The organism is Williamsia sp. 1135 (assembly GCF_002095395.1).
GTDB lineage: Bacteria > Actinomycetota > Actinomycetes > Mycobacteriales > Mycobacteriaceae > Williamsia.
Window position 1 is genome coordinate 49731 of the sequence record NZ_MJEI01000093.1, and the last position, 24768, is coordinate 74498.

General features: G+C 64.7%; 26 protein-coding genes and 1 pseudogene. 10 read left to right on the forward strand and 17 right to left on the reverse strand.

Features of this window, described 5'->3' with window-relative positions:
• The first annotated feature begins 5 nt into the window (after nt 1–5).
• Both BFL43_RS13830 and BFL43_RS13835 read left to right on the forward strand, forming a co-directional pair.
• Nucleotides 6–947, forward strand: coding sequence for a methionyl-tRNA formyltransferase (locus BFL43_RS13830; RefSeq protein WP_084893155.1), 942 nt, complete (start codon nt 6–8; stop codon nt 945–947).
• 96 nt (nt 948–1043) lie between these two features.
• Complete coding sequence (locus tag BFL43_RS13835) at nt 1044–2396, forward strand: NAD(P)/FAD-dependent oxidoreductase (protein ID WP_084893110.1); 1353 nt, start codon at nt 1044–1046, stop codon at nt 2394–2396.
• 36 nt (nt 2397–2432) lie between these two features.
• Here BFL43_RS13835 and BFL43_RS13840 read toward each other — a convergent pair whose 3' ends face one another.
• Both BFL43_RS13840 and BFL43_RS13845 read right to left on the reverse strand, forming a co-directional pair.
• The gene (locus tag BFL43_RS13840; RefSeq protein WP_084893111.1) at nt 2433–2726 is read right to left on the reverse strand and encodes a hypothetical protein; all 294 of its coding nucleotides are present in this window, start codon (nt 2724–2726) and stop codon (nt 2433–2435) included.
• Between the two features lie 19 nt (nt 2727–2745).
• Nucleotides 2746–3066, reverse strand: coding sequence for a hypothetical protein (locus BFL43_RS13845; protein WP_143695310.1), 321 nt, complete (start codon nt 3064–3066; stop codon nt 2746–2748).
• A gap of 35 nt (nt 3067–3101) precedes the next feature.
• Here BFL43_RS13845 and BFL43_RS13850 point away from each other — a divergent pair, with 35 nt between their 5' ends.
• Complete coding sequence (locus BFL43_RS13850; protein WP_240498249.1) at nt 3102–4310, forward strand: glutamate--cysteine ligase; 1209 nt, start codon at nt 3102–3104, stop codon at nt 4308–4310.
• Between the two features lie 22 nt (nt 4311–4332).
• Here BFL43_RS13850 and BFL43_RS13855 read toward each other — a convergent pair whose 3' ends face one another.
• Nucleotides 4333–5325, reverse strand: coding sequence for a helix-turn-helix domain-containing protein (locus BFL43_RS13855; RefSeq protein ID WP_084893113.1), 993 nt, complete (start codon nt 5323–5325; stop codon nt 4333–4335).
• Between the two features lie 70 nt (nt 5326–5395).
• Between BFL43_RS13855 and BFL43_RS28970 the strand changes: the two genes are divergently transcribed.
• Entirely contained in the window at nt 5396–5563 is a 168-nt protein-coding gene (locus BFL43_RS28970; RefSeq protein ID WP_168176635.1) for a hypothetical protein, read from the forward strand.
• A 9-nt stretch (nt 5564–5572) separates the two neighbouring features.
• On the opposite strand, the gene BFL43_RS13860 is transcribed toward BFL43_RS28970, so the two are convergent.
• The 3 genes from BFL43_RS13860 to BFL43_RS13870 form a co-directional block, all read right to left on the reverse strand.
• On the reverse strand, nt 5573–6007 hold the full coding sequence (locus tag BFL43_RS13860) for a riboflavin kinase (RefSeq protein ID WP_084893114.1): 435 nt from the start codon (nt 6005–6007) through the stop codon (nt 5573–5575).
• Nucleotides 6004–6285: a hypothetical protein gene (locus BFL43_RS13865; protein ID WP_240498250.1), complete on the reverse strand. Its 282-nt coding sequence runs from the start codon at nt 6283–6285 to the stop codon at nt 6004–6006. Before BFL43_RS13865 ends, BFL43_RS13860 begins: the two co-directional genes overlap by 4 nt.
• An 86-nt stretch (nt 6286–6371) precedes the next feature.
• A complete protein-coding gene (locus BFL43_RS13870; RefSeq protein WP_240498251.1) occupies nt 6372–7241 on the reverse strand; it encodes an arylamine N-acetyltransferase in 870 nt (289 codons plus the stop codon).
• Between the two features lie 172 nt (nt 7242–7413).
• On the opposite strand from BFL43_RS13870, the gene BFL43_RS13875 reads away from it, so the two are divergent.
• Genes BFL43_RS13875 through zwf form a run of 4 tightly spaced genes read left to right on the forward strand, consistent with a single transcriptional unit; the run spans nt 7414 to nt 11497 of the window.
• On the forward strand, nt 7414–8163 hold the full coding sequence (locus tag BFL43_RS13875) for an alpha/beta fold hydrolase (RefSeq protein ID WP_168176636.1): 750 nt from the start codon (nt 7414–7416) through the stop codon (nt 8161–8163).
• Nucleotides 8160–9443, forward strand: a complete 1284-nt coding sequence (locus BFL43_RS13880) for a hypothetical protein (RefSeq protein ID WP_084893116.1) — start codon at nt 8160–8162, stop codon at nt 9441–9443. Before BFL43_RS13875 ends, BFL43_RS13880 begins: the two co-directional genes overlap by 4 nt.
• Nucleotides 9427–9978 (forward strand): NAD(P)H-dependent oxidoreductase, encoded by a 552-nt coding sequence (locus BFL43_RS13885; protein WP_240498252.1) that lies wholly within the window; start codon nt 9427–9429, stop codon nt 9976–9978. The genes BFL43_RS13880 and BFL43_RS13885 overlap by 17 nt, the downstream gene beginning before the upstream one ends.
• 46 nt (nt 9979–10024) lie before the next feature.
• Nucleotides 10025–11497: a glucose-6-phosphate dehydrogenase gene (gene zwf / locus BFL43_RS13890; protein WP_084893117.1), complete on the forward strand. Its 1473-nt coding sequence runs from the start codon at nt 10025–10027 to the stop codon at nt 11495–11497.
• Between the two features lie 24 nt (nt 11498–11521).
• On the opposite strand, the gene BFL43_RS13895 is transcribed toward zwf, so the two are convergent.
• The 5 genes from BFL43_RS13895 to BFL43_RS13915 all read right to left on the reverse strand — a co-directional run bounded on the left by BFL43_RS13895 (nt 11522) and on the right by BFL43_RS13915 (nt 17123).
• Nucleotides 11522–12667 (reverse strand): hypothetical protein, encoded by a 1146-nt coding sequence (locus BFL43_RS13895; protein ID WP_143695311.1) that lies wholly within the window; start codon nt 12665–12667, stop codon nt 11522–11524.
• 220 nt (nt 12668–12887) lie between these two features.
• On the reverse strand, nt 12888–14453 hold the full coding sequence (locus BFL43_RS13900) for an MFS transporter (protein WP_084893119.1): 1566 nt from the start codon (nt 14451–14453) through the stop codon (nt 12888–12890).
• A gap of 188 nt (nt 14454–14641) precedes the next feature.
• The gene (locus tag BFL43_RS13905) at nt 14642–15529 is read right to left on the reverse strand and encodes an alpha/beta hydrolase (RefSeq protein ID WP_084893120.1); all 888 of its coding nucleotides are present in this window, start codon (nt 15527–15529) and stop codon (nt 14642–14644) included.
• Nucleotides 15530–15593: 64 nt separating this feature from the next.
• Nucleotides 15594–16469 carry an NAD(P)H-binding protein gene (locus tag BFL43_RS13910; RefSeq protein WP_084893121.1) on the reverse strand — a complete coding sequence of 292 codons (876 nt, stop codon included), beginning with the start codon at nt 16467–16469 and terminating at the stop codon, nt 15594–15596.
• 66 nt (nt 16470–16535) lie between these two features.
• Nucleotides 16536–17123: a TetR family transcriptional regulator gene (locus BFL43_RS13915; protein ID WP_084893122.1), complete on the reverse strand. Its 588-nt coding sequence runs from the start codon at nt 17121–17123 to the stop codon at nt 16536–16538.
• Between the two features lie 103 nt (nt 17124–17226).
• Between BFL43_RS13915 and BFL43_RS13920 the strand changes: the two genes are divergently transcribed.
• Nucleotides 17227–17652: a VOC family protein gene (locus BFL43_RS13920; RefSeq protein WP_084893123.1), complete on the forward strand. Its 426-nt coding sequence runs from the start codon at nt 17227–17229 to the stop codon at nt 17650–17652.
• Nucleotides 17653–17686: 34 nt separating this feature from the next.
• Here the strand turns inward: BFL43_RS13920 and BFL43_RS13925 are convergent.
• From BFL43_RS13925 to BFL43_RS13935, 4 genes and pseudogenes are all read right to left on the reverse strand, one after another.
• Nucleotides 17687–18043: pseudogene (locus BFL43_RS13925) on the reverse strand (UBP-type zinc finger domain-containing protein).
• A gap of 141 nt (nt 18044–18184) precedes the next feature.
• Nucleotides 18185–18547, reverse strand: coding sequence for a hypothetical protein (locus tag BFL43_RS13930; RefSeq protein WP_084893124.1), 363 nt, complete (start codon nt 18545–18547; stop codon nt 18185–18187).
• Entirely contained in the window at nt 18537–18710 is a 174-nt protein-coding gene (locus tag BFL43_RS28975) for a hypothetical protein (RefSeq protein WP_168176637.1), read from the reverse strand. Before BFL43_RS28975 ends, BFL43_RS13930 begins: the two co-directional genes overlap by 11 nt.
• Before the next feature lie 144 nt (nt 18711–18854).
• Nucleotides 18855–20999, reverse strand: a complete 2145-nt coding sequence (locus BFL43_RS13935) for an FUSC family protein (RefSeq protein ID WP_084893125.1) — start codon at nt 20997–20999, stop codon at nt 18855–18857.
• A 326-nt stretch (nt 21000–21325) separates the two neighbouring features.
• Here BFL43_RS13935 and BFL43_RS13940 point away from each other — a divergent pair, with 326 nt between their 5' ends.
• Complete coding sequence (locus BFL43_RS13940) at nt 21326–21535, forward strand: dodecin (RefSeq protein WP_084893126.1); 210 nt, start codon at nt 21326–21328, stop codon at nt 21533–21535.
• A 2-nt stretch (nt 21536–21537) separates the two neighbouring features.
• On the opposite strand, the gene BFL43_RS13945 is transcribed toward BFL43_RS13940, so the two are convergent.
• Both BFL43_RS13945 and BFL43_RS13950 read right to left on the reverse strand, forming a co-directional pair.
• On the reverse strand, nt 21538–23037 hold the full coding sequence (locus tag BFL43_RS13945; protein ID WP_084893160.1) for a SulP family inorganic anion transporter: 1500 nt from the start codon (nt 23035–23037) through the stop codon (nt 21538–21540).
• 175 nt (nt 23038–23212) lie between these two features.
• The gene (locus BFL43_RS13950; protein WP_084893127.1) at nt 23213–24733 is read right to left on the reverse strand and encodes an amidohydrolase family protein; all 1521 of its coding nucleotides are present in this window, start codon (nt 24731–24733) and stop codon (nt 23213–23215) included.
• Nucleotides 24734–24768: the final 35 nt, after the last annotated feature.

The following is a 24768-nucleotide window of genomic DNA, read 5'->3' on the forward strand; positions in this document are numbered from 1 at the left end:
AGTTCATGCGAGTAGCGACCTTCGGCTACCAAACCTGGGGCCACAAGACCCTGGACGCGTTGATCAACTCACACCACGATGTGGTGCTGGCGGTGACACATCCGCCGAGCGAGCACTCCTACGAGAGCATCTGGTCCGATTCGGTCGAGGATCTCGCACGCGCCCACGACATTCCGGTCCACCTGGCTCAACGCCCCGACAACGAGCTGATCGAACGCGTCAAACACGCCGAACCCGACATCATCGTCGCCAACAACTGGCGCACGTGGCTGCCCCGGGAGTTGTTCGACCTGCCCCCGCACGGCACCCTGAATCTCCACGACTCGATGCTGCCCAAGTTCACCGGGTTCTCGCCGGTCATCTGGGCGCTCATCAGCGGGGCGCCGGAAGTCGGTCTGACCGCCCACCGGATGGACGACGGGCTCGACACCGGCGATGTTCTGGTGCAGCGGGCCGTGCCCATCGGCCCGACGGATACGGCAACGGATCTGGTCCGGGCGACAATCGACATCATCCCAGCGGTGCTGCTGGAATCCCTCGATCTCATCGAGACCGGGACCGCGGTGTGGAAGCCGCAGAATCTCGCCGACCGCACGTTTTTCCACAAACGCGCCGACCTCGACAGCCAGATCGACTGGTCGTGGCCCGCCGCGGACATCGAGCGCCTGATTCGTGCCCAGTCGGATCCATATCCGAACGCGTACACACATTTTCGTGATCGACGCCTCCGCATCACCAAGGCCACAGTGTCGGAGGGTGTTTACGGCGGTACCCCCGGTCGGGTCTTCATCCATGAAGGTGACGGCATGGTCATCGTCGCCGGTTCCGACGCGTACCGGGGCAGGAACCGGGGTCTGGTCATCGAGCGGTTGCGAACCGATGACGGTGTCGAGCACTCGGGCAAAGATTTCTTTCCACGCGGAGGCGGCTATCTGACCTCGGTCTGAGTCGGCCCCTCTGAGCTGCTGGTCTTACCCGAAGTGTTTGCGGTTCTGCCGCAGTCGGGAAAGGATACGTAGACCGACGAAAGGGGCCGACGGGCGATGACAGCACCAGGACGACCGCATGTGGTGATCGTGGGAGGCGGGTTCGGTGGCCTGCACGCGGCCCGCCGTCTCAAGAACGCCGACGTCGAGGTGACGTTGCTGTCCCGGGGAACCAGTCACGTCTTCCAGCCGCTGCTGTACCAGTGCGCGACCGGCTTGCTCTCGGAAGGATCGATCGCGAGCCCTCTCCGGCATCTGCTCCGTCGACAGCAAAACGCTCACGTCGCGCTCGGGGAAGCGACGTCGATCGACCCCGCGGCGAAGATTCTCACCGCCAGCAGGGTCAACGGTTCGACGTTCGATCTGAAGTACGACTATCTCGTCGTTGCGGCGGGCATGCAGCAGGCCTACCACGGACATGACGAATACATCGACTGGGCACCGGGTATGAAAACCCTCGATGACGCGCTGACGATTCGCCGGAAGTTGGTCAGCGCCTTCGAGATGGCCGAGTCCCTGCCCACCGCCGAAGAACGCAAGCCCTGGCTCACGTTCGCGGTCGCCGGTGGGGGACCGACCGGGGTCGAGCTGGCCGGGCAGATCCGCGAACTCGCGGTACACGCGCTCACTCACGAGTTCAGGTCGATCGATCCGCGCGAGGCGAGGGTGTTGCTGTTCCACGGTGGTGACCGCGTGCTGGAGAGCTTCGACAAGAACTTGTCGAAGCGGGCCCTGCGTACTCTCGAAAAGGTCGGCGTGGAAACACATCTCGGTGTCCACGTCACGGACGTGACCCCCAGGGACATCGAAACCACCGCGAAGGCCGAGCCGAAGACGAAGACCCGCTACGACACCAGGACGGTCGTCTGGACTGCCGGTGTCGAGGCGGTGCCGTTCGCCAAGGCGCTCGCAACCGCACTCGAGGTGCCGCAGGACCGGAGCGGGCGTATCGCGGTGGAACCCGATCTGTCGGTGCCGGGCCACCCGAACATCTGGGTCGTGGGTGACATGTCGTCACGCGACAACTTGCCGGGCGTCGCCGAGGTGGCGATGCAGGGCGGACGGCATGCCGGGAAGTTGATCGCTGCGGAGGTCGAGTCGGGGGCGATCGAGTCGGCGCCGCGGGCGCCTTTCAAGTACCGAGACCTGGGCAATGCGGCGTACGTCGCGCGCGGTCACGCCCTCATCCAGGCCGGGCCACTGCACTTGTCGGGGAGTCTCGGCTGGATCTCGTGGGGCGTCATCCACATCGCGTTCCTGGCCGGTGCGCGAAACCGTGTCGGCACGCTGCTGAACTGGGGCGCGACGATGATGACCAACTCGCGACGAGAACGCGCGGTCACGTTCGGGGATTCGCGAATAGCACGCAATCAGTACTTCAAGAATGCCGAGAAGGAAGCGAATCAGTAGGCGGAATTCCTTCGACGCTGCGGATCAATACCCGCGTCAGGTGGCGAGTCCCAACGAGGCGAGCATCAACGCGAACAGGAACCAGCCTGCGCCTTGCCAGATCGGCCAGGTACCCGCCCGTTTCCATACTCGGTACGCCTGAACCAGCGCGCCGATGCCGCCGCAGAGCAGGATCACGGTCACGCCGAACGTCCACGTGAATCCCCCTGATCCGACGGTGAGCGCGACTACCAGCCAAACAGCGGCGACCAGGACGACCGCCACGACGTACAGGGCTGCGCCCCGGAACGCTGCGGGGTCGTTCCAGCGCTTCTCGACGTCGTTGGTCATCTGAGGGCCTCGGGTTCGATCAGTGCGAGGCATGCTCGCCCTGGAGCGGATAGTGCGTGCGGTATATGGCATGGTCCCTGCGACTCTTGAGGTAGTCGAGGTGGTCGTCGCTGAGCGCATCGGTTGCGCGGTAGGCGAAGAACGCCCACGTGTTGAGTCCGATGGCCGCCAAGCCGCAGAACAACGCGGCTTGCATGTGCCCGCCGGCGAGCGTGATCAGCGTCAGCGCCAGAGCGGCGGTACCGGCCATCACTGCGAGCAGCCCGGACCATCCCACCGGGAGGACCAGCCTCGAGCGGAGACTTCGCCGTAGAGGTTGTGCTCTCTTGGTTCCGGACATTTGGCTCCTCTCGAGTTCGGTAGATGAGTTCGGTTATGGGGTACCCAGTGGGAGTGCTCGAAAACAAACCAGCACCGGTCGGGACCGGAAACAGCAGCTCTGAGCAGGGTGTCGAGGGCAACACAACGGCTCTTCCGATGACCGCGCCCACGTTTGGGGTCGAGGAGGAACTGCTACTCGTCGACGCCCTGTCCGGGGCGCCGTTCATGGAGGGCACCGCCGTGCGCCATGTGGCGAACTCCCTGGGTCTGGATCTCGATCTCGAACTGACCCCGTGCCAGATCGAGACCGCGTCACCCATCCTGAACACGGCGGAGGAGCTGAGCAGGTTCGTGGTCAGCAGCCGGCGGACAGCCGACCTCGCCGCGCGAGAGGTGGGCGGCCGGGTGCTGGCCTGTGGGGTACCGCCCGCGGCCGGTGATGCCCGTCCGGTGTCTGCCAACGAACGCTATGGGCGCATCGCGGACAACTTCGGGCTGCTCGCTCGCGAACAGGGTGTCAGCGGATGCCACGTCCATGTCGCGGTTCCGGACCGTGCTCGTGCCATCGCCGTCGGCAACGCACTGCGTCCCTGGCTTCCGGTGTTGCTGGCACTCACGACGAACTCGGCGATCCACGACGGAGTCGACTCCGGCTACAGCAGTTGGCGAACGGTTCTCTGGTCGCGATGGCCCAGCGCCGGATCTCCGCCACACTTCGATTCGGAGTCCGACTACGACGCTGCGGTCACCCGCCTGCTCACGGTTGGTGCAGCACTCGACAAGGGAATGATCTACTGGGACGTACGACCGTCACGGGACTATCCGACGGTCGAGGTCAGAGTCGCCGACGTACCGGCCACCGCGTCCGAAACCGTCTTGTACGCAACCGTTGTCCGCGCATTGGTGATGACCGAGTTGGCCGCGATCGACCAGGGCAGGCCTGCCCACCCGACCATTGATCGGGAGCTTGTGCGCCTCGGCAAGTGGCGCGCCGCCCGCGACGGTATCGCAGGTTCGTTGGTCGACCCATTCAGCGGAGACATGGTTGCCGCCAGGTCGGTTGTAGATGCTCTCATCGAGCACATCTCGGACGCCCTCGATGTCTTAGGCGAGGGAACGGCTGTCCGGGACGGGGTGGCAAGCGTGTTCGCGGAGGGCAACGGCGCGGACCAGCAACGCCGGGTCTACGCCGAGTCTGGGGTAGGTGCCGTCGTCGAACATGTTGCGCGGCAGACGATCGCAGCCGGGACGTGGACATCGTAGGGTGTCCGAACGCGGCGAGGTGTCAGGCGGCGGTGAAGGTGCTCCGATACTCACTGGGTGAGGTGTTCATGATGCGGGTGAAGTGATGACGGAAGGTCACGACCGACCCGAATCCGACCATTCCTGCGATGCGCTCGACCGGGAGGTCTGATGTCTCGAGCAGTTCCAGGCTGGTGTCGATGCGCCGCGCGATCAACCATTTGATCGGGGTGGTCCCGGTGGTTTTGGTGAACTGCCGCAGATAACTGCGCCTGGACAACATCGCCCGGTCTGCCAATTCATCAAGACTGATCGGTGAATCTATGTGTGCCAAGGCCCAATTCATACCGTCGGTGATGGCGTTGTCGCCGTCGAGGGCAGGTATCGGACTCTCGACGTACTGCGCCTGGCCCCCGGACCGATGAGGCGCGGCCACCAGGCTCCGGGCGACATCGTTTGCGATCTGCGGACCGTAGTCGCAGCGGACGAGATGTAGTGAGAGGTCGAGGCCGGCTGAACACCCGGCACTCGTCAACACCGAGCCCTCGTCGACGTAGAGTGGTCGCGGATCGACATCAATTGCGGGATAGCGCTCTTGGAGCATCGTGGTGTAGCGCCAGTGGGTGGTTGCCCTCTTGCCGTCGAGGAGGCCGGCGGCAGCGAGGACAAACGCGCCGGAACAGAATGAGACGACCCGGGCGCCGCGGTCTGCAGCCTCTCGGACGGCGTCGACGAGTCGCGGTGAGGCGGGAGCGCGCACATCCGCGACACTCGGGATGATCACGGTATGTGCGGCAGCAAGCTCGCTGAGTCCGTGCGGTGTGCGCAGTGTGGCGCCACCCACGACGCGCACCCTGTCCCGAGTTTCGGTGCACAGCCTGAGCTCGTACCAGGGCTGACCGACCCCGGGCCAGAAGAGATCAGACAATTCCGAGAGTCCGAAGATCTCTGCGGCAATCCCCATCTCGAACGCCGTCATCCCGTCATACGCGAGGACGGCCACCCGCCGCGGCCCGGCATTGTCAGTTTTGCTCATGTCACTATCTTAGCGATCATAGGCATTGGTGCCACTGTCGAACGCGCCGGCCGTACCCCATGATCGATGCATGGGTACAGAGAACCGCCAAGCGGTACAGAAGTTCTGGAGTGCGATCCGAGCGATCGCGGCAGGTGTCAGCGCAGGAAATGCGGTGCGGCACAACGTCGCGCCGGCGGCCAACTCGGCAGCAATGGCCGAGGGGTCACCGAACTGTGAGGCAGCGCGCCGGGGATGATCAGGCGGGTCAGGACTGCTGCGGCCGAGTGGGGTACTGCGACATCAACGTCCGCGCGGAGGCCTTGTCGCCGTTCATCGCAACGATCAGTTCGTCAATCGAGTTGAACTGTTCCTGCTTGCGTACGAGGTGGGTGAGCTCGGTGATCGCATTCGCGCCGTACAGATCCTCGTCGAAGTCGATGACATAAGCCTCGACCGTGCGTTCGCGGCCGTCGAAGGTCGGGTTCTCGCCGACCGAGACGAGGGCCGGCAGCCAGGTGCCCGGGTGCAGGGAACCCCGGGGCGGATCGCCGTCCGCCAGGGAAAACCAGCCGAAGTAGACGCCGTCCTCAGGAATCCGGCTTTCGTCTTCGGCGGCGATGTTCGCGGTGGGAAATCCCATCGGGGCCCCGCGGCCCTCGCCACGAACGATTTCACCCGCTGCGTATCCGAGAAGGTTCACCCCTTGAGCGTAGCGGGACCGTCGCCTTCCGGTTCGAGACCATCGTCGTCCACGAATACGAGGTCCCCGTCGTCGAGGGCGACTGCCCAGCGCCTGGGCCTGGTCTCGTGGCCTCCCCCGAGGTCGACGGCCGAGCCTTCCACGGGAGGCCCGAAGTCATCGACGATCTTCCCGGACCTTCCCTCGTCGATCACCACCCTGGAGCCGACGGCAAAGGCGGTTTCGTGATCGCCCACGCCGGGATGGTTGGTCGGCGCCGGGTTCGGGTCGGAGGTCATGGCACACCCTTTCTAACGTAAGTGGGCCTACCTTAAGCACAAAGCATCGCTGATTTGCTTCATTGAACCCACGAATGGGTCACATCCTAGGTGTCGAGAACCTGAGCCACCCGCTGCTCGAGTCCGTCGATGCCGGTCAAGTTGATGCCGAATCGGTGGTCGAGGAGCTCGACGACCTCGGCGGATGACTGCAGAACCGTTTTCGTCGAGGTCCCGTCGCGGCCGTGCACGGAAAGATTTCGTCCACGAAGGTTCCAGCGGGCATCGTCGGTGATCCGAGCGACCGTCATCCCGACGACAAACCCCGAGGCGGGATGAGTCGACACATACCAACTGCCGACCTCGAGGTCGATCTGCGGCACGGGGGTCGGGGCGAAGGTGTATAGGGGTCGCCACGCGTCGCGCACCAGTGCCTGGAGCATTGATTCGTCGCCGTGTCGAACGATGCGGTACGGCTCGTGCCGAGTCGGCTGTGCCTCGTCGAGAATCATGCGAATCGGCGACGACAGCGTTTGACCGCCGAAACCGACGTCGACGAGATACTCGAGCCCGGTGCCCGGGACGGTCACCGACAACACCTGATGTGTGCGGGCCGGCATCGGTGCGTCCGCGGGCATCATCCACACCACGCGGCCGGCGAACGCCTCGACCGTGAACCCCAATTCCGCCAACACGTACCGCATCAGGCCGTTCTGCTCGTAGCAGTAGCCGCCGCGACCACGGCTGACCAGCTTTTCGAACAGTGCGCCGGCACCGAGATCCATGACCGGAACCCCCATCAGTGGGTCTATGGTCTCGAACGGGATAGTGCGGGTGTGCGCGGCCACCAGTGCGTGCAGGGTCTCCAGGGTCGGTGCGGCCGATCCAGCGTGCCCGACCCGTTTGAAGTAGGCGTCGAGATCGATGGTGGATGAAGTCGTGCTCAGCGCAGGGGCGCTCATGTCAGTGCTGCTCATCTCTCGATGGTGGAACCTCAAGTCAACGTGAAGTCAACCCCGAGCGCACTGATTCTGTGGACGAAAGACCAAAACTCTCACGGACTCAAACCCGTGGCAACGCCCCGATGCTGTCGTAATGTCACCGACGGTTCGGCACCACCGCCGGCCGCAGAGAGCGCTGGGAGTCGTCATGCCGCTGGTTCCGACCAGTTCAGACACGGAACCGGCCCTCTACTACCGCCATTGGCCTGCTGAACAGCCACGCGCAACGGTGGTCTTGCTGCACGGAATCGGAGAGAGCAGCAACCTGTATCACCGGCTGGCCTTCGCGCTTGCCGCCGAGGGCATCTCGACCTATGCGATCGATCAACCAGGCCATGGCCTCTCGTCCGGCGAGCGCGGTCAGGCCGCGCCGATCGCAGAGTTGGCGCAGGCGGGCGCACGGCTCATCGAGCATGCGCGCACCGATTTCCCGCTGGTCGTCATCGGGCACAGCCTGGGCGCCACGGCTGCGACAGTCATCGCCGACGAGACACTGGCTGCCATCGACGGTCTGGTGATCAGCGGCGGTCCGTTGGCATCGTGGGAACCCCAGGGTGAACTGGAACTCACCCCCGAGGCACTGTCAGCCGATCCGTTCTACGTCGACCAGCTCATCAACGATCCGTTCGGCCTTCCCGAACCCGATCTGACCGTGTTCTTCGGCCAGGACCTTCCGGCCCCCTGGGGCCGGCTGACCGGTCCGCTGCCGGTGAAGACGATTGTTCTACACGGCGGCGACGACCCGGTGGTGCCGGTATCGGTCGCCCGGAGTTTCGCTCAGATCGCGGGCGCCGACCTCATCGTCTATCCGGGCATCAGGCACGACCTGCTCAATGATGTGGGGCACGCGGAGGTCGCCGGGGATATCGTCGAGTTCGTGTTGGGACTACAAGAATGACTTTGGAGATCTCGGAGCAACACCGTAAGGCGCTGGCCGAACTGGGGCAGTTTCCACTGATCGACGCGATCGTAGGTCGCCGTTCGCGGAGATTCCCCGTGGGTGGCAGTATCCCGGACGGGCCGCTGGCCTACGAATCGACCGAGCCTCCACGCTCGATCACGGACGTCGAGCGCGCACTCATCGTGAGTGTTCTGGCCGGGGTGACGGGCTGGAACTACGGGATCACACGCCATCCCGGGTATGCGCCGAACGTGCCCAACTACCCGGGGTCGGCGGGCGGTAGGACGTTCCCGTCGGCGGCGGCCCTTCACACGAGCCAGTTGTTCTTCACCGATGACTCGGGAACCTACTTCTTCGGCTCGCGCGATGCGGCGCCGCAACAAAACCGCGCCGCAGAGCCGGCCGATCTCGAATCCTGGATCTCCTCGACCGCCGACAGCTATCGGCAGCTGTCGTCAGAGCGATTGGTGCTGCCGCGGGAAGAGCCGTACATGGAAGGCCACAACACCTGGATCGCGAACTGGCCCGGCAGTCTGCTGGCGTTCCCTGTCGCCGATCTCTCCGAGCATCTGGTGGCCAACCTCAACTTCTTTGCCGCCAACGGATATGTCATCTACGACGACGTGCACGACAACCCCATCCCCGGCATCGAGAAGTTCTCCTCGCTGGCGCATTTCGACGATCCGGTGCCGCTCTCGTTTGTCGAGCAATACACGCTGGCCGAGGCGAGCGCCGAGCTGGCGACCGCCACCAACACCGGCGTACTGCTCCTGCAGGGGCTGGGCCTGGGCGGTTGGATGTTCGACGGCCTCGACCGGCTCAGTGTCCTCGGTGCCAGTGGCGATCCGAAGGCGCCGGGTCTGGGATTCTCGTACGACACCGACGATCGCTGGCCATTCCCGAATGCGACCGGGCTCGAGGGGGTGTTCGAGACCCTCGTGCCACCCTTCGTCGACTCGGTCACCGCCGGCGTCGAGAAGTACTACCAGCGCAAGTTCGGCCCCGGTGGCCCCGGACATCCGGACACCCCGGGACCGTGGTCGGATTCGCCGAAGGTGCGGTCGAAATATCTTCCGGCACAGGGTCTTCAAGAGCTCGTCACCCTGCAGGCCGAGTACATCTACCAGCGGTTCGGGAAGCTGCCCGGCACCGTGCCGACCATTCATGTGCTGATGTACCTGCAAGCGCAGAACCTCGACCGAGGTTTCTACGATCAGAAGTTCGGGCCCGGTGCCTACCTGCCGACCCATACCCACCACGATGAAGTCTGGAGCTGACAACCTGATGTCCGACCCTGTGAAGGTCTCTGTAGTCGTAGGAAATCCGAAGCCGCAGTCGCGGACCCGTACCGTCGCCGAGGCGCTGGTCCCGGCATTACTCGCCGAGGGAACCTACGACCTCGAGGTCATCGAACTCGCCGATCTTGCCGACGAATTGTTTCAGTGGGGCTCGGAGAAGGTCACCGCCGCGAAGACGTCGGTGGCGGCCAGTCATCTGGTCATCTTCGCCACCCCTACCTACAAGGCGTCATACACCGGTCTGCTGAAGGCTTTCCTCGATCAGTACGGCACCGACGGCCTCAAGGGTGTGGTGGCGATCCCGGTGTTCACGGGTGGCGACCTGACGCACTCATTGGCTCCGCAGACAACTCTCGCGCCGCTGTTGCTCGAGCTGGGTGCCGCGATACCCGGCCGTGGGCTGTACTTCGTGATCGACGATCTGCCGCAGCTCGACGACTTCATCAAGAAGGCAGCCGCGGACTACTCGGCGGTCTTCGCATCACTCACGAACGTGGCGCGCGCGGTCGGCTGATCCGGTTGTCGCGCCCGAACGGTGCGAAAGTGGGACGATCAACGGTGTGACCGATGTGATCGAGCCCCGCGGGGCAAAAGAGAAGCGGGAACTCTCCCCGCACGTCGTCGTGTTGTTCGGGGCCACAGGCGATCTGGCGCGCCGCAAACTCCTGCCCGGGCTGTTTCACCTGTTCATGTCGAAACTTGCCCCGCCGATGCGGATCGTCGGAACCTCGCTCGACGACATGGACAGCGAAGGCTTCCGGGAGATCGGGGTCAAGGCGTGCAGTGAGTTCTCCAGCCGGGTGTTCACCCCGGAGGCCGCCGCCGAGTTCGGTGCGACCTTGACCTACGTTCCGCAGGGTGAGGGCGCCGAGGCGCTGGCCGCAGCGGTGCGGGAGCAACTCGACGTGCTCGGCAGCGAGGCCCGGATGCTGCACTATCTGAGCGTCCCGCCCAAGGCCGCGATGGCGGTTCTCGAGATGCTGCACGAGGCGAATCTCGTGAAACGATCGCGCGTGATCATGGAGAAGCCGTTCGGTACCGACCATGACAGCGCGGTGGCACTGAATGCGTCGATCCACCAGTGGTTCAAAGAAGAACAGATCTTCCGTATCGACCATTTCCTCGGCAAGGAATCGGCGCAGAACATTCTCGCCTTCCGGTTCGCCAACGGTCTGTTCGAACCGATCTGGAACCGGAACTTCATCGACTACATCCAGATCGACGTGCCGGAAAAGCTGTCGCTCGAGGGGCGTTCACACTTCTACGAGTCGACCGGTGCATTCCGGGACATGGTGGTGACCCACCTGTTCCAGATCCTCGCGTTCGTCGCCATGGAACCGCCGACCGCGTTGGCCCCTGGCCCCATCGGTGAGGAGAAGAACAAGGTCTTCCGGTCGATGCGGCCGCTCGATCCCCACAACGTGGTGCGCGGTCAGTACGCGGGTTACCGCGATGAGCCCGGGGTGGCCCCGGAGTCCGAGACCGAGACCTTCGTGGCGCTCAAGGCCGAGATCGACAACTGGCGCTGGGCCGGCGTCCCGTTCTATCTGCGCACCGGCAAGAGTCTCGGTGAAGGCCAGCGCATCATCTCCATCGCTTTCCACGAGCCGCCGAAGAGTATGTTCCCGGAGGGATCCGGTGTGGGACAACATGGCCCGGATCACCTGACCTTCGACCTCGCCGACGCGTTCAAGGTGTCGCTGTCGTTCTACGGCAAGAAGCCCGGCCCAGGTATGAAGCTCGACAAGCTGAGTCTGCAGTTCGCGATGCAGGACACCGATCAGGTCGGACTCGTGCTGGAGGCCTACGAGCGACTGATCCTCGACGCGATGAAGAACGACCACACCCTCTTCACGACCGCGGAGGGTATCGAAAGGCTTTGGGAGGTCTCGGCTCCGTTGCTCGAGAATCCGCCGCCGGTGCGTAGCTACGACCAGGGCTCGTGGGGTCCGAACGCGATTCACCAGCTCATCGCTCCGCACGCGTGGCGACTCCCTTTCGAACGGATCTGGCGGGGTCGCAAGGAAACCTGAGCCCTGTGCCTAGCCCGGTGAGACCTACATGAGCGTGCCCGGTTGGTGAGGTGCGCCCCCGGAGTCTCCAGAGCTCGTCAAGGGCCAGATCGTATCCGGCGGTAGGGCCTGAACGAAAGTGTTGACCGCATCAGGTTTGATGGCGGTTGCAAGCAATCTTGCGGCCAGGATGGTGTCGGATTCGACAGCTACCGGTTTGGTGATTCCTCTTCGAATGGTCGACCACATCGTTGTGACTGCGAACATTCCCAAGATCACCACGGTGAATGCAAAAACCGCGAACGGCACCCAGTTCAACAACCGCGGGAGATTCAGTCCTTCAGAGAGCTGCCAGAATATGAAGAGTTGACCCAAAGCCCCAGCGATGGTGAAAGTCGAAGCGACAACGAAACCGTAGACTTCGTCCGTCTCGACGTCCAGCGGTGCTTTCGCCGCAGGCTCGGCGCCAGGCACGTCTACCATTTCGACACGCGTCCGTTTGAGTGCGACCAGGATGAGTGGTGCGGCACCGATGAAAGCGAGTGCGATTCCAGCCGAGACTATCGCGAGATTGAGCGACTCCTTCGCGTCGTCGCCGAATAGGGCTGTGGCCGCGTCAGTGGTGCCAAAGATGGCGGTGAACACGCCGAGCAACGCAGTGGTGTTGGTGACCCAACCGTCGCGGAAATTGTAAGTCGCGCCCAAATACTTCAGTTCCCATCGCAGCCTGGGCTTGTTCAAATCTGGGTCGCCATGTGTTGGCCGTCCGATATGCGGCGTCCACAAATGAAGCGCGATCAGCAGAACCGCGGCGACAACGGCCAGTGCGGTGGGAAAGGCAAGAAGCATGTACCAGTCGGGGGTGGTCGATGGCTCGATCTCTGACGCTATATCAAAACGCTGCTCGGTATCCGATATGACATTGAAGTCAAAACCGTCCTTCTCCACTGGGCAGGTGGAGGGAACCGCGGCAGTCACCGATTGGTGGGTGGCCGCCGGGACGGTGGCCGGGCTCAGTTCGATTGCACAACCGACGTCAGCTGCGATCGGCACGGCCCGAAGCATGATCGGCGCGTCGGTCAAGTTGGTGAAGCCAAGCGAGACTGTGTAACCGGAGTCGGACTCGCTGAGCTTCGGGGTGAGGTCGTCGATCGTTGTCCCGGCAGGTGATGCCGACGCGGCGATCGGCATCAGTAGGGCCGCGGTCGCCGCGGCCAAGAGTAGGGAGCTTACCGATGCTCTCAAGTTCATTCTGTTCCCGCCGTCAAGTGTTGACGCAGAGCTTGACACACCGACTGTGACAATTCGAGGTATGCGAGATATTCACCGCGACAGATGATCCCGGTTGCTATTTACTTTTCACATCTAAGAAGAGGACGTGCTATCGAAATACACCGAGCTCGCTGTGAAATCAGCGTTTCTCCGCCGCATACTCCTTCATCAGCTCGCGCTCTCTGGCGGCGTTCGGGTAGCAGAACAACACCACGAGTCCGCCGACCAGGACTACGCCGATCGCGGCGCCGTAGGCCAGGAAGTCGCCGTGTACGAAGGCTTCTCGAGCCGCGGACAGAATTTCGTCGGCGTGGTCGGGGTAGCGCGCGGCCAGATCCTCGGCGCTGGAGAACGACTTGGTCAGAGCTGCCTGCGTCTGGTCGGGGATGGTGCTCGCGTCCGGCGACCCCGCGATCTGTTTCGAGAGATTGTGTGCGTAGCCGGCGGTGAGGATGGCACCGAGGATCGACTGCATGATGGCCCCGCCGAGGTCGCGCTGGAGGTCGGACATTCCTGAGGCCATGCCCGCCCGGGACAGCGGTACAGATCCGGTGAGTGAGCGCGACGCCGGAGTGCCTGCAATGCCGACCCCGAGCCCGATACAGATGTAGACGAAGGCGACCCGCCAGTAGTGTGCTGTCTCGGTCCACAGGACCATGGCCGCGACCATGCCGACGGCGATGATCGCGATTCCGAGGAGCAATGTCAGCCGGGATCCGCGGGCCTCCACCAGGCGTGCCGAGAACGGTGCCACCGCCACCATGCTGATCGCAGCAGGCAGGACCGAAGAGCCCGCGGCCAGCGTCGAGTAGTGCAGAACGTTCTGCAGGTACTGCTGGCCGATGTACATGGCGCCCATCAGGGTGCCGAAGACCACGACACCACCCATGGCCGCGACCCAGAAGGTCGGGCGAGCCGCGATCTTGAGATCGAACAGTGGGGTACTCGCGTGGCGCTGGCGGATGAAGAAGGCGATGCCCGCACTCACCGACACCGCACCGAGGATCGCGGCGGCCAGACCTGCGCCGGCCATGGGGAGGAAGTTGAGGCACAGCACCATCGCGCCGATGAACAGGATCGAGAAGACACCGCCGAGGTTGTCGACTTTCTCGCTGGCGTCTCCACCGTCCGCAGGCACCAACCTCCACGCGGCGACCAGGGCGATCACCGCGAGCGGCATGGTCACCAGGAAGACCGAATGCCAACTGAAGATCTCGAGCAGCCCGCCCGAGAGCACCGGCCCGAGCGCCGAGATCGCGCCACCGAGTGCTGACCACGCGGCAATTGCCTTGGTGCGGCTGGCCCCTTGCCACAAAGCGGTGATGATCGCGAGGGTGGTCGGATAGGCGAGGCCCGCAGCTATACCGCCGAGGAGCCGACCTGCGAAGAGCACCTCGATGCTGGGCGCGAAGCCGGCGATCAGCGATGCCGGGATCGACAGGCTCATGCCGATGACGAGCATCCGCTTGCGTCCGTGCCGGTCGCCGAGAGCGCCGAAGTACAGGACCGAGGCAGCCAGCCCCAGCGAGTAGCCGACGGCGACAAGATTGAGGCCCACGGCACTGGCGTCGAACGCCTCTCCGATGTCGGGCAACGCGACGTTGGCCACCGCGAGGTTGATGTTGGCGACACCGGCCACCAAGATCAGGGTGCCGAGTACCAACTTCGCCTTGGGCGGCGCCTTGTCGACGATCTCGGCCGCCATCGATGACTCCCCTCGTCGGCGCTTGACGCACCACCTGAGACCGCGCTGATCTGCACAGGTCGGAACGAGAGTATCGCGAAAGAGTTTGTGGCGAGCGTTGTTCTACCCGGTGTAGCGATTGACCGGCTCGGGCGATCCGTGGTGCTCACACCATTGCTGCGGCGGCGACGGAGTCCGGTGGGTTGCTGTCAGGCCTTGTCGAGCACGGCGCGGATGATGTCCGCCAGTTCGAGTGGGGCATCGCTCTGCACGGAGTGGCCGGATCCCGGAACGGTGATGACGTCGATGTCGGGCAGTCGGCGCCGGTACTCGTCGACATCGGCATCGGCCACGAAGTGGGAGGCTCCTCCGCGCACCAGCGTGTACGGAATCGTGGTCGCGGAGAGGGCGTCCCAGAGGGGCTCGGAATCGATGTTCTCCCGCATGCGGTCGTAACGCCACTGCCAGCGCCCGTCGGGGAGCCGGCGGGTGTTGTGGATGACTCCCCGGCGGATCGAGGACCTGCTCCGGTTGGGTGCGGCCGTCGCCGTCAACTCGATCAGCTCGTCGAGGTCGTCAAAGGTGTCCGGACCCCCGCCGGCCAGGGCGACGGTGCCCCGGTCCTTGCCACTGAGCTGCTCGAACCGCCTCGGCGACTCGGGACTGACGTCGACGAGGACCGCCCGCGAGATGAGATCGGGATGTTGTGCCGCGATCGCGATCGTCGTCAGTCCACCCAGCGACATCCCCACCACGAGTTCGGCATCGGGCGCGTGCTCGCGGATCGTTGCGGCAACCAACGGAGCGTTGGGGAGCGGGCGATAGTCATGGTCGTCGCGCCAGGCCGAATGACCATGTCCCGGAAGGTCTATGGCCAGCGCCGGTACGCCGAGGGCGAGCAGGACACTGTCCCAGGTGTGCGCGTTCTGGCCGCCTCCGTGCAGCAGGACGATCCGGGGCGAGTCCGCGGTCCACTTCAATGCGCTCACAAGGTGACCGTCGACCTCGGTGCCGACGCGCGTCACTGCCGGCAATGGAGACGGCGGGAGGCCGATCTCGTTCGCGTTGTCGGGCAGCAGGTCGAATTCGGTGGGCATCGGGGTCCTCTCGGCGGCAAAATCTCACCCGTAGGCTACGGCCACCGGATGCCGACGTGCCCGGTCAACCAAGGAATGCCGGCCGCAACGTCGAAAAACTCCACGCCGCAAGTGTTGTCGGGGTGGTGGTGCGGATGTCGCGAGGATCCTCGGCAATGAAGTCTTCGCGGGTGCCGCGCATCATGCCGACGATGCCGTCGACCTGCGCGGCAGTCATGCCGAGTCCACCGAGTTGCTGCGCGACGTCGTCATCACTGACCTGCACCGCGGTGATCTGTTGTCCAAGGGTCTGGGTGAGCGTGGTCGCGACGTCGGTGAACGACAGGTCCTTAGGGCCATGCACACCCTGTGTCCGGCGGCCTGACCAGGATCTGGACAGCAACAGCGCTGCTGCGACATCCCCGATGTCCCTGGGATCGACGAACGGTAGGGCCTGCCCTAGCGGGAGGGTGGTGAACAGATGACCCGCGCGCAGTGAGTCGAGATCCATGAGCAGATTGCTGAAGAAATATCCGCACCGAAGATGCGTCACGTCGGCGCCGGTCGCGTTCAATCGCTCTTCGGTGGCACCGAGGCCGTCGATCTCGCCGAACCCGCCGCGCGCCTCGGCGCCAACGCTGCTCTGGAACACGACGCGGCTGACGCTGCTGTTCTCGACCGCGTGCGCAGCGCTGGCTCCCATCCGGTCGTAACCGGCGATCGGGTCGTCGTCGGTGGTGGGCGGATCGACCCAGTAGAGGGTGTCTGCGCCCGCGCAGGCGGCGGCCACGTCCTCAGCCTCGCCGAGGTCGACCTCGACTATCTCGCTGAATCTGCGTAGAGCCGGATCGACGCGTTCGGCGTCACGGGCCAGCAGACGTGGACGTTCGCCTGCCTGGATCAGTAACTCCGCGACGCGTGATCCCACGCGTCCGGTCGGAGTTGTCACCACGATGGTCATGGGCACCTCTCTCTCGCCGGAAACTCTGGTGCGGCCATGGTGCCTCCGGGCTCCGACAACGTCGTCTCAGGAGTGGAGCGACCGCACGATCTTGCGGAGGGTGCGCCAGGCGTCCTCGGTGCTCTGAGCAGGTGCTTCCGACGCCGCGATCCACAGTGCAGCTTCGTTCATCGCACCGGTCAGAAGCGCGTTGGCCGCTGGGACCGACGCGACGTCGAGGAGACCGGCGGTGTCGAGTTTGGTGAGAACCGCCAGCAGCAATCGCCCGGAGTTGTCGGCGTCTTGGGCTCGCCAGACATCCCAGCCCAAGACCGAGGGCGCGTCGATGAGCATGATCTGTCGTCGGTCCGCCCGCACACTCGCCTCGAGGAACGTGTGGCAGCCGGTCTCCAGTGCCTCCCATGGGTCACCGATGCCGGATGTCGCGTCGTCGACCGCCTGGCCGACGCGACGCTGCGTCTCGGCGTGCACCGCCCGGAACAGACCCGACTTGCTGCGGAAGTGGTGGTAGACAGCACCTCTGGTCACCTCGGCGGCCGCAGCCACGTCTTCCAGGCTGACCGCGGTGAATCCGCGGGAACCGAAGGCGTCGATCGCGACGTCGAGGATGCGCGCCGCGGTCAACTCGCTCTGCTCTTTGCTCGCCCTTCCCATGAACCACACCTTTCCGAATTCTCACCCGTTGCCAAACTATACATACGCCGTGTATGTATAGAAATGCGAATATACATACACAAAGTTTCTAAGGAGAATCGTCATGGCACTGACCAGCTTCTATCCCGTCCTGATGACCAGCGATGTAGCCGCGACCGCGCGCTTCTTCCGCGACCATCTGGTGTTCGACGTCACCTTCGAGGCGGACTGGTACGTGAGCATGCGACGCGATCAGTTCGAACTCGCGGTGCTCGACGCCTCGCACGAGACGATTCCCGACGGCCGCGGCGGATACGTGTCGGCAGGCGTGTTGCTCAATCTCGAGGTCGACGATGTGGACGCCGAGTATCGGCGGCTGGTGACCGACGGGCCACTCGAGGCCTTGCTGCCGATCCGGTCGGAGGATTTCGGTCAGCGCCACTTCATCGTGGCCGGCCCGGAGGGAATCCTCATCGATGTCATCACGCCGATCGAGCCAAGCGAGGACTTCGCGACGGCGTTCGCGGTCAAGGCAGCCGAGGTGCACTGACCGCCGGCTGTGCCGGATCTCGACTATCTCGCGATCAGTCGGATCGGTTCTGCAGCAGACTCACCCAGTTCTCGGGAACGTGCCCTTTGGGGCCCGGTGCGGTTTCGTCGGCAGGTCGCGACTGCGGGGGCGCCAACGCGGGTCCGTTGTAGTAGTCGTTGGTCTCGTAGTTCCAGAACTAATCCTCACCGGGTTCGAAGGAACGGATGATCGGGTGACCGCTCTCCGTCGCATGCTTCGACGCATGTCGGGACAGCGAGTCGTCGCAGCAACCGATGTGCCCACAACTGGTGCATCGGCGCAGATGGAACCACCATCCACCGGTGCCTTCGCAGTCGAGGCAGCCGGTCCCGCTCGGCGGGACGGTGGGGTCGATCTCAGGCGTAGTCATGTCAGGCAGACCTCTCGTCTCTGCTGTCCGAACGCGACCACGAGATGCGGTCCAGACCACTCCTTCATACAAGACCGCCGGAGTTCGCGCGCATCAGTCGGCGCCTCAGGCTCGAGGAGTCCTGAGAGCGCATCTTGCCCGTCAAGGGTGGGGCTGAGAAGTGGGACGTCGGCGAGAGGTGGCTCGATACAGGCGGTTCAGCCGGCCGGCGACCGCATGGTCGATCAGGTCGGCGAGGTCGGCCAGGTGGGTCCCGAAGGCGGCAATCTGGTCGTCGCCGAACCGAAGTCCGAGTCCGGCGGTGGCCGTCTCGACGATGTCGCGCGCCACGTCATCGCTGTACCCGGTGAGGCCGCGGAGCGACACGAACGGGCTGATGTCGCGGGTGCCCGGAAAACGCCAATCGAGCGAACTGCGGAGGGCTGCATATGGTTTGAATGACCTGAGAAGTTCGATCTCTGCGGTCAGGGCAGATGTCTGCCGACGCGTGAGCTCATCGCGCATGGCTGACCGTCTCGCGCCGGTTCACCAATTCCAGTTCCAGCTGGGCGCGGCCGGAATCCGGCTCGAACCCGACGCCGTGAGGCGCCCCGAGCGACGACCGATTCTGGTACGTCGCAATCAATCCGACCACAACGGCCGGTCCGAAGATCACCAAGAGTTCCATGGCAGTAACTATCCGTTCAAAAACTTCTTGCCAACAGTGGCTGAATTGACAGTATTGGCAAACTTTCTGCCAAACCCTGCTGAGCCGGGGTGGTTGTGCAGGTCAGGACAGTGTTGAGCACCCAGATAGGTGCGGGCAACCGATTTATTCGGTAAGTGCCGCGTCAGATGCGAGTGCCGGTGACTCGACGAGCTCGAGCTCGCCGAGATAGGCCGTGGTGGCGATGAGAGGACGGGCCTGGGCGACGCTGATGCCGTTCTCCTCGGTGTCGGCACGCAGAGCGGCAACGGCTTCAGCCGCAATCCTCCCCGCGCCGTCGACCCCCACCGCGCCGATCCGGGAGGCATGGGCGTCGATCACCGCGCACAGTCGGGGGCCGGTGTCGGCCGGGGTCGCGGTGGGGGTGAGGTCGGCGATCGAATCGGCGACAACGCGCAACCGATTGGCCCGGCTCACGGCCCGCACCACTGGGGTCCGCTTCTCGACGGCAGTTCCGGTTTCGGAAAGGTATTGGCGCGCAGCGTCGTCGGCTGCGCGATATGCCAGCAGGCCTTGTGCGCGCAGGTCTTCGATCTCGGTCTCACCGGCGGGTGTCGAACCAGCGGTGATCCTGGTGGTGACCGCCACCAGGTAACGCACGAATACATCTTGGGCACTGTCGATCGCTGCCCGCGCCGTGGCCGCCACACCTCGCGGCCACATCACCACCGACACGACGACCGCGACCGCGCATCCGATCGCGATGTCCTCGACCCTGATCAATCCGATCCGCCAGCCGGTCGGGTCGAGCACGTTGAACAGAGTGATGACCAGAACGGTGAACGCCGCCTGCCCGGCAGCGAACGAGATGACCTTGGGGATGTACGCGGCGCCGAATGCTGCTATCGGCAGCGCAATCCACAAGGCGACCTCGTTCGTACCCAGTGCGGTGACGATGAGAGCGCCCACCACGAAGCCGGCGGCGGTGCCGAGCACGGCTCGCGCGACATTGGATCCGGTGGTCAGCGCGCTGGTCCGCAGGACCGACATCGCTCCGAGAACGACCCAGAAGCCGTGTTGCACAGGCACGACATGGATGAGCGCGACCGCAGCGGCCAGGCCGAACCCGGTACGCAGCGCGTTGCGGGCGATGACAGAGTCCTTGATCACCGTGGACGACACCGACATCCGGGTTGCGGCATATTCGGAGAGGACGAGATCGGCCATACCCGTTGGCGGCAACTGACCGCCCAGGATCTTGCTGACCATCGGCCGTGCATCGGCGGCCGAGGCCCACGCGACCGTACGTCCGATCAGGGCGATCGTGCTGCAGACCGTGTGGGCGCTCAGCAACCGCACGCCGGTCGACTCGGCGTCTGTCTCGCTCTCGTCGGCGACGATCAACTCGATGTGGGCCCCGAACCGGTTGTGCAGCAGCGATGTCAGTGCGGCCACGGCGTCGCTGAGCGCAGCCCGCGACGCCGCGGTGTCGGTGGTGAGCACGTCGGCCGAGCGCTGCAAGACGCTGACTGCGTGCTCGCGCATGGGGTCTGGCAGTGGTGCCTGGGGTTTGCTCACCTGCGAGGTGAGCCATTCGAGATCGTCGACCACTCGGATCAGTGCCCGACTGCCTGCGGTCAGTCCGGATGGCCGGGTATCGGTGCCGAGATAGATCTGACGCAGCCGGTCCATGGCTGCGGCGATGTCGTCAGGATCAGCGTCGGCAGATCGCGAATCGAGGTAGCCGGCGAGGCCGGCGCATACGTCGCGGGCCCGCTCGCGGAGTTCGTCGTGGTGCCGAGGCGGCAACAAGAACAGCGCTGCGGGGACGCTGAAGACGAGTGCGAGAGTCCAGCCGAGCAACCGGTCCGACAGCGGTCCCGCTGGGGAGGCGACCGGCAACACGAAGAGCAACAAGGCAGCCCGCTGCGCCGCCGAGAAACTGGAACTGAGAATCGCCGCGTAGGAGACGACCACGCCCACCACAAGCATCGACAGCGCACCGAGCCAGCCTGGCTTCGCCAAGAACGTGGCAGCCGAGATGAATGCGTAGCCCACCACGGCCAGCACCGTGTAGCTCACTGCCCGGCGTCCCCGTGTGCCAGGGAAGTCGACGAGCACAAGGAGTGCGAACGAGCCGAAGATGGTGAACAGCGGGGTCTGTGCGCCGCCCAACTGCACGGCGATCGCGGCACCGACAGGAACGACGATCGCCGGCCGGATCGCGCGGCGGAGGGCATCGAATCCAGGGTCACGCCGACGCACGGCGTCTCCGAACGCCGGCAGGGATCGGTGGACGCGGGTGCCCATGGGCGAATCGTAACTGCAAAACCAGACGCGCGTCTTCAGGACCGACGCCGCCGGGCGGTCGTCTCAGGGTGCGGCGACGCGGTAACACTTGAAAGCCGTCCGCTCCCAGGACTGTTGGTCGCAGCAAACCACGGAGGTCGTGAATATTGACAACAATCAGCTGACAGTTCTCCTCGGGCATCCCCGCTGGCAGCGCCGCCGGCTCGATCATCCCCGGCCCGTCGGGTTGCGACGGATGTTGCGTGATCGCCGCCGCGTCCGCCTTCGATCAGTAACGTTGGAGTGTGTAAGCGATCGATCACCGGCACAACAGAATCGAGAAGCACATGAGCGACAGCGTCTACCGGGTCACCGAAATCGTCGGTACTTCGACGGTCAGCACCGACGATGCCATCAAGGGTGCAGTCACCAGGGCCAACAAGTCGTTGCGCAACGTCGACTGGTTCGAGGTCAAGGAAACCCGCGGCCACGTCGAGAACGGCGAGATCGCGCACTTCCAGGTCACTTTGAAGATCGGGTTCAAACTCGAGGACTGACGTCAGTCGACGGCGCCGAGCCGGCCCGACAACCGCTCGAGCCGCTCCAGGCTCGGGCCCTCGAGTCCGACGATGGTGGCAGTCTTGCCCTGTGCGCGGTACTTGCCGAGCACGGCGTCGAGACTTGCCACGGTCGAGGCATCCCAGACGTCGGCGTCGCTGAGGTCGATGATCACGGTATTCGGGTCGCCGGCGTAGTCGAACTGGTAGACGAGATCGTTGCTGGAGGCGAAGAACAGTTCGCCGCGTACCCGATACCGACGCACCTCGGCCGGTTCCACGCCGCTGTCGTCGACCTCTGTGGCCGCATCGACCGACGTCAGATGTGCTACTCGCCGCGCGAACATCACCATCGCGGTCAGCACACCCAGCACGACACCAATCGCGAGGTTCTCGGTGGCGACGGTGGCGGCCACTGTCACCACCATGACCGTGGTCTCGGCGATCGGCATGATGCGTAACGTCCGCGGATGGATGCTGTGCCAGTCGAAGGTGCCGACCGACACCATGATCATCACCGCGACCAGAGCTGCCATCGGGATCACGCCGACGACGTCGCCGAGCACCACCACGAGGATCAGCAGGAAGACGCCTGCCAGGAATGTCGACAATCGGGTGCGGGCCCCGGATTGCTTGACGTTGATCATCGTCTGCCCGATCATCGCGCAACCGCCCATGCCGCCGAAGAAACCCGTGACCAGGTTCGCGATGCCCTGGCCCCAGCCCTCCCGGGTCTTGTTCGAGTGCGTGTCGGTGATGTCGTCGACCAGCTTCGCGGTCATCAACGACTCCATCAAACCGACCAGCGCCATGGCGAGGGCGTACGGCGCGATCACCGAGAGGGTGTGCATCGTCCACGGCACATCGGGCAACAGAAGCGACGGCAGCGAATCGGGGAGCGCGCCCTCGTCCTCGACGGTCGGGACGCTCCAGCCGAAAACGGTGACGACGCCGGTGATGAGCAGGATGGCGATGAGCGGTGACGGTACCGCCGACGTGATCCTGGGCAGCAGCACGATGATCGCCAATCCGACCGCGACGAGTGGGTAGACGAGCCACGGTATGTCGTCGCCGAACAGGTGAGGTAGTTGTGCGATGAAGATGAGGATGGCGAGAGCGTTGACGAATCCGGTCATCACACTGCGCGGCACGAAGCGCATCAGCTTGGCGATGCCGATCAGACTCAAGACGATCTGTAGAAGCCCTGCGAGCAGCACTGTCGCGATCAGGTAGTCGAGACCGTACTTGCTGACCACCGGGGCGACGACCAGCGCGACGGCACCCGTCGCCGCGGAGATCATCGCAGGGCGACCACCGACGAACGCAATGGTCACAGCCATGGTGAAAGACGCGAAGAGACCGACCCGTGGATCGACCCCGGCGATGATCGAGAACGAGATCGCTTCGGGGATCAGCGCCAGTGCGACAACGAGTCCGGCAAGGATCTCGCGACGCAACTGAGACGGGGAGCGGAGTAGTGAACGCACCGTCGCTGGGGGCATCTGCGAATGCAGGACGGGCTTGGAAGTGGGCACGGGAAAACCTAACCCTTGCGGCGTCGCCGGTGCGAACCGAGCGCGCTCACCGAGGGCTGCCCTGAAAACCGGCAAATAGGGGCCCGTCGAGGGGTATGTGCCCTCGGGCGCTCGATATTTGCCGGTTTGCAAGGCAACATCATCACATCGCCAGATGGGTGACCCGGCCTGCGACCACCGTCGCCGCGACTCCGATGTTCCTGAGCAGGTGTGCGGTGTCCGCGGTGCTGCCGGTGGATCTCAGCGGATCTTCGTCGACGAGGACGACGTCCCCTCGACTCCCCACAACGATCGTGCCCTGACCATCGGTGCTGGCCGCGAGCGCCTGTGCGGCGGTCAGCGATTCGTCGGGATTCCAGGGATCGTCGTCGCCGCTCGCGCGGTGGACGGCGGCGGCCATGGCACCCCACGGGTCAAGAGGTGACACCGGCGCGTCGGAACCGAGGGCCAGCTCGACCCCACCGTCGAGCATCGACCGTAACGCGAAACAGCGGTCGGCGCGGTCGGGCCAGCATTGGTTCGTGACGTCGCGGTCGTCGAGGAGGTGACCAGGTTGCACGCTGGCGCGGACTCCCAGCGCACGCATCCGGGCGACATCTTCGAGCCGGATCAGCTGCGCATGTTCGATGGAGCCGCGGGTGCCGGTCGACTCGAATGCGGTGAGTGCCTGATCGACGGCCGCATCACCGATGGCGTGCAACGCGATGTCGAAGCCGCCGCGGCGCCCGCGGGTGAGCAGGGCCTCCAGCTCAGCGAGCGAGTACACCCGTTGGCCACGTGGGGATTCCAGGGCATGGGCATCGGCATACGGTTCACAGCAGTAGGCGGTCCTGGTGTTGAGCGACCCGTCGGAGAAGATCTTCAGCGAGCCCTGGGTCAGCAACCCGCCGCCGGATGAGAACTCGGCGCCGGTGCGCAGACCTGCGGCGATGGCGTCGTCGAGGTGCTCCGCGTAGGTGACCGGGCGCACGCGCAGTTGGTCGATCCCGGCGTCGAAGCGGCGTGGCCAGTCGAGGTGGTTCGCGGCCATCTCGAAGTCGACCACACCGACCACACCGACGGCTGCGGCGTCGGCGACGGCGGCCCGGAGCATGAGGTCGGCGTCGCCGCCGGCGGCGGTCAGCCGGGCAACGGCGGGCTGTAGATCGAACCACTCGCCCTCGAGCAGCGGACCCGTGCGGGGCCCGACGCCCAAAAGTGCCAGTGCTTTGGAGTTCACCCAGCCGGTATGGATGTCGGCGCTGCCGAGGATCACCGGATGCGCGCCGCTGACCGCGTCGAGTTCGGCGACAGTGGGGGCGGCGGGCCAGGTCGCGGGACGAAATCCGTAGCCGACGATCGCTCCGCCCTGCCACGGCGACGGCAGGGATGCGACATGGTCGGCGACGATCCGGGTCACCTCGAGGGCGCTCGCGGTCCCAGAGACATCGAGTTTTGCCCGGGACTGCGCCCATGCGGTCAGATGGACGTGCGCATCCCACAGGCCGGGAACTGCCCAGCGTCCGGCGGCGTCGAGAACGTTGTCATCCGGGCCCGGACGCAGATCGGCACCGACTTCCGTGACGACACCATCGCTGATCCTGATGTCGACAGGAGAGTCCGGTGCAGCGTTCGTTCGTACCGGAACCAGGCGCGCGCGGCGGATGAGAGTCGATGTTGGCACGGTTGCCCACTTTTCAGGAGAAAAGAGCGTGGCGC

What these genes read in the sequence shown, in the direction of transcription:
- BFL43_RS13830 (WP_084893155.1), top strand. Translation starts at nt 6, where the DNA reads ATGCGAGTAGCGACCTTCGGCTACCAAACCTGGGGCCACAAGACCCTG.
- BFL43_RS13835 (WP_084893110.1), top strand. Translation starts at nt 1,044, where the DNA reads ATGACAGCACCAGGACGACCGCATGTGGTGATCGTGGGAGGCGGGTTC.
- BFL43_RS13840 (WP_084893111.1), bottom strand. Translation starts at nt 2,726, where the DNA reads ATGACCAACGACGTCGAGAAGCGCTGGAACGACCCCGCAGCGTTCCGG.
- BFL43_RS13845 (WP_143695310.1), bottom strand. Translation starts at nt 3,066, where the DNA reads ATGTCCGGAACCAAGAGAGCACAACCTCTACGGCGAAGTCTCCGCTCG.
- BFL43_RS13850 (WP_240498249.1), top strand. Translation starts at nt 3,102, where the DNA reads ATGGGGTACCCAGTGGGAGTGCTCGAAAACAAACCAGCACCGGTCGGG.
- BFL43_RS13855 (WP_084893113.1), bottom strand. Translation starts at nt 5,325, where the DNA reads ATGAGCAAAACTGACAATGCCGGGCCGCGGCGGGTGGCCGTCCTCGCG.
- BFL43_RS28970 (WP_168176635.1), top strand. Translation starts at nt 5,396, where the DNA reads ATGGGTACAGAGAACCGCCAAGCGGTACAGAAGTTCTGGAGTGCGATC.
- BFL43_RS13865 (WP_240498250.1), bottom strand. Translation starts at nt 6,285, where the DNA reads ATGACCTCCGACCCGAACCCGGCGCCGACCAACCATCCCGGCGTGGGC.
- BFL43_RS13870 (WP_240498251.1), bottom strand. Translation starts at nt 7,241, where the DNA reads ATGAGCAGCACTGACATGAGCGCCCCTGCGCTGAGCACGACTTCATCC.
- BFL43_RS13875 (WP_168176636.1), top strand. Translation starts at nt 7,414, where the DNA reads ATGCCGCTGGTTCCGACCAGTTCAGACACGGAACCGGCCCTCTACTAC.
- BFL43_RS13880 (WP_084893116.1), top strand. Translation starts at nt 8,160, where the DNA reads ATGACTTTGGAGATCTCGGAGCAACACCGTAAGGCGCTGGCCGAACTG.
- BFL43_RS13885 (WP_240498252.1), top strand. Translation starts at nt 9,427, where the DNA reads ATGAAGTCTGGAGCTGACAACCTGATGTCCGACCCTGTGAAGGTCTCT.
- BFL43_RS13895 (WP_143695311.1), bottom strand. Translation starts at nt 12,667, where the DNA reads ATGCCGATCGCCGCGTCGGCATCACCTGCCGGGACAACGATCGACGAC.
- BFL43_RS13900 (WP_084893119.1), bottom strand. Translation starts at nt 14,453, where the DNA reads ATGGCGGCCGAGATCGTCGACAAGGCGCCGCCCAAGGCGAAGTTGGTA.
- BFL43_RS13905 (WP_084893120.1), bottom strand. Translation starts at nt 15,529, where the DNA reads ATGCCCACCGAATTCGACCTGCTGCCCGACAACGCGAACGAGATCGGC.
- BFL43_RS13910 (WP_084893121.1), bottom strand. Translation starts at nt 16,469, where the DNA reads ATGACCATCGTGGTGACAACTCCGACCGGACGCGTGGGATCACGCGTC.
- BFL43_RS13915 (WP_084893122.1), bottom strand. Translation starts at nt 17,123, where the DNA reads ATGGGAAGGGCGAGCAAAGAGCAGAGCGAGTTGACCGCGGCGCGCATC.
- BFL43_RS13920 (WP_084893123.1), top strand. Translation starts at nt 17,227, where the DNA reads ATGGCACTGACCAGCTTCTATCCCGTCCTGATGACCAGCGATGTAGCC.
- BFL43_RS13930 (WP_084893124.1), bottom strand. Translation starts at nt 18,547, where the DNA reads ATGCGCGATGAGCTCACGCGTCGGCAGACATCTGCCCTGACCGCAGAG.
- BFL43_RS28975 (WP_168176637.1), bottom strand. Translation starts at nt 18,710, where the DNA reads ATGGAACTCTTGGTGATCTTCGGACCGGCCGTTGTGGTCGGATTGATT.
- BFL43_RS13935 (WP_084893125.1), bottom strand. Translation starts at nt 20,999, where the DNA reads ATGGGCACCCGCGTCCACCGATCCCTGCCGGCGTTCGGAGACGCCGTG.
- BFL43_RS13940 (WP_084893126.1), top strand. Translation starts at nt 21,326, where the DNA reads ATGAGCGACAGCGTCTACCGGGTCACCGAAATCGTCGGTACTTCGACG.
- BFL43_RS13945 (WP_084893160.1), bottom strand. Translation starts at nt 23,037, where the DNA reads ATGCCCCCAGCGACGGTGCGTTCACTACTCCGCTCCCCGTCTCAGTTG.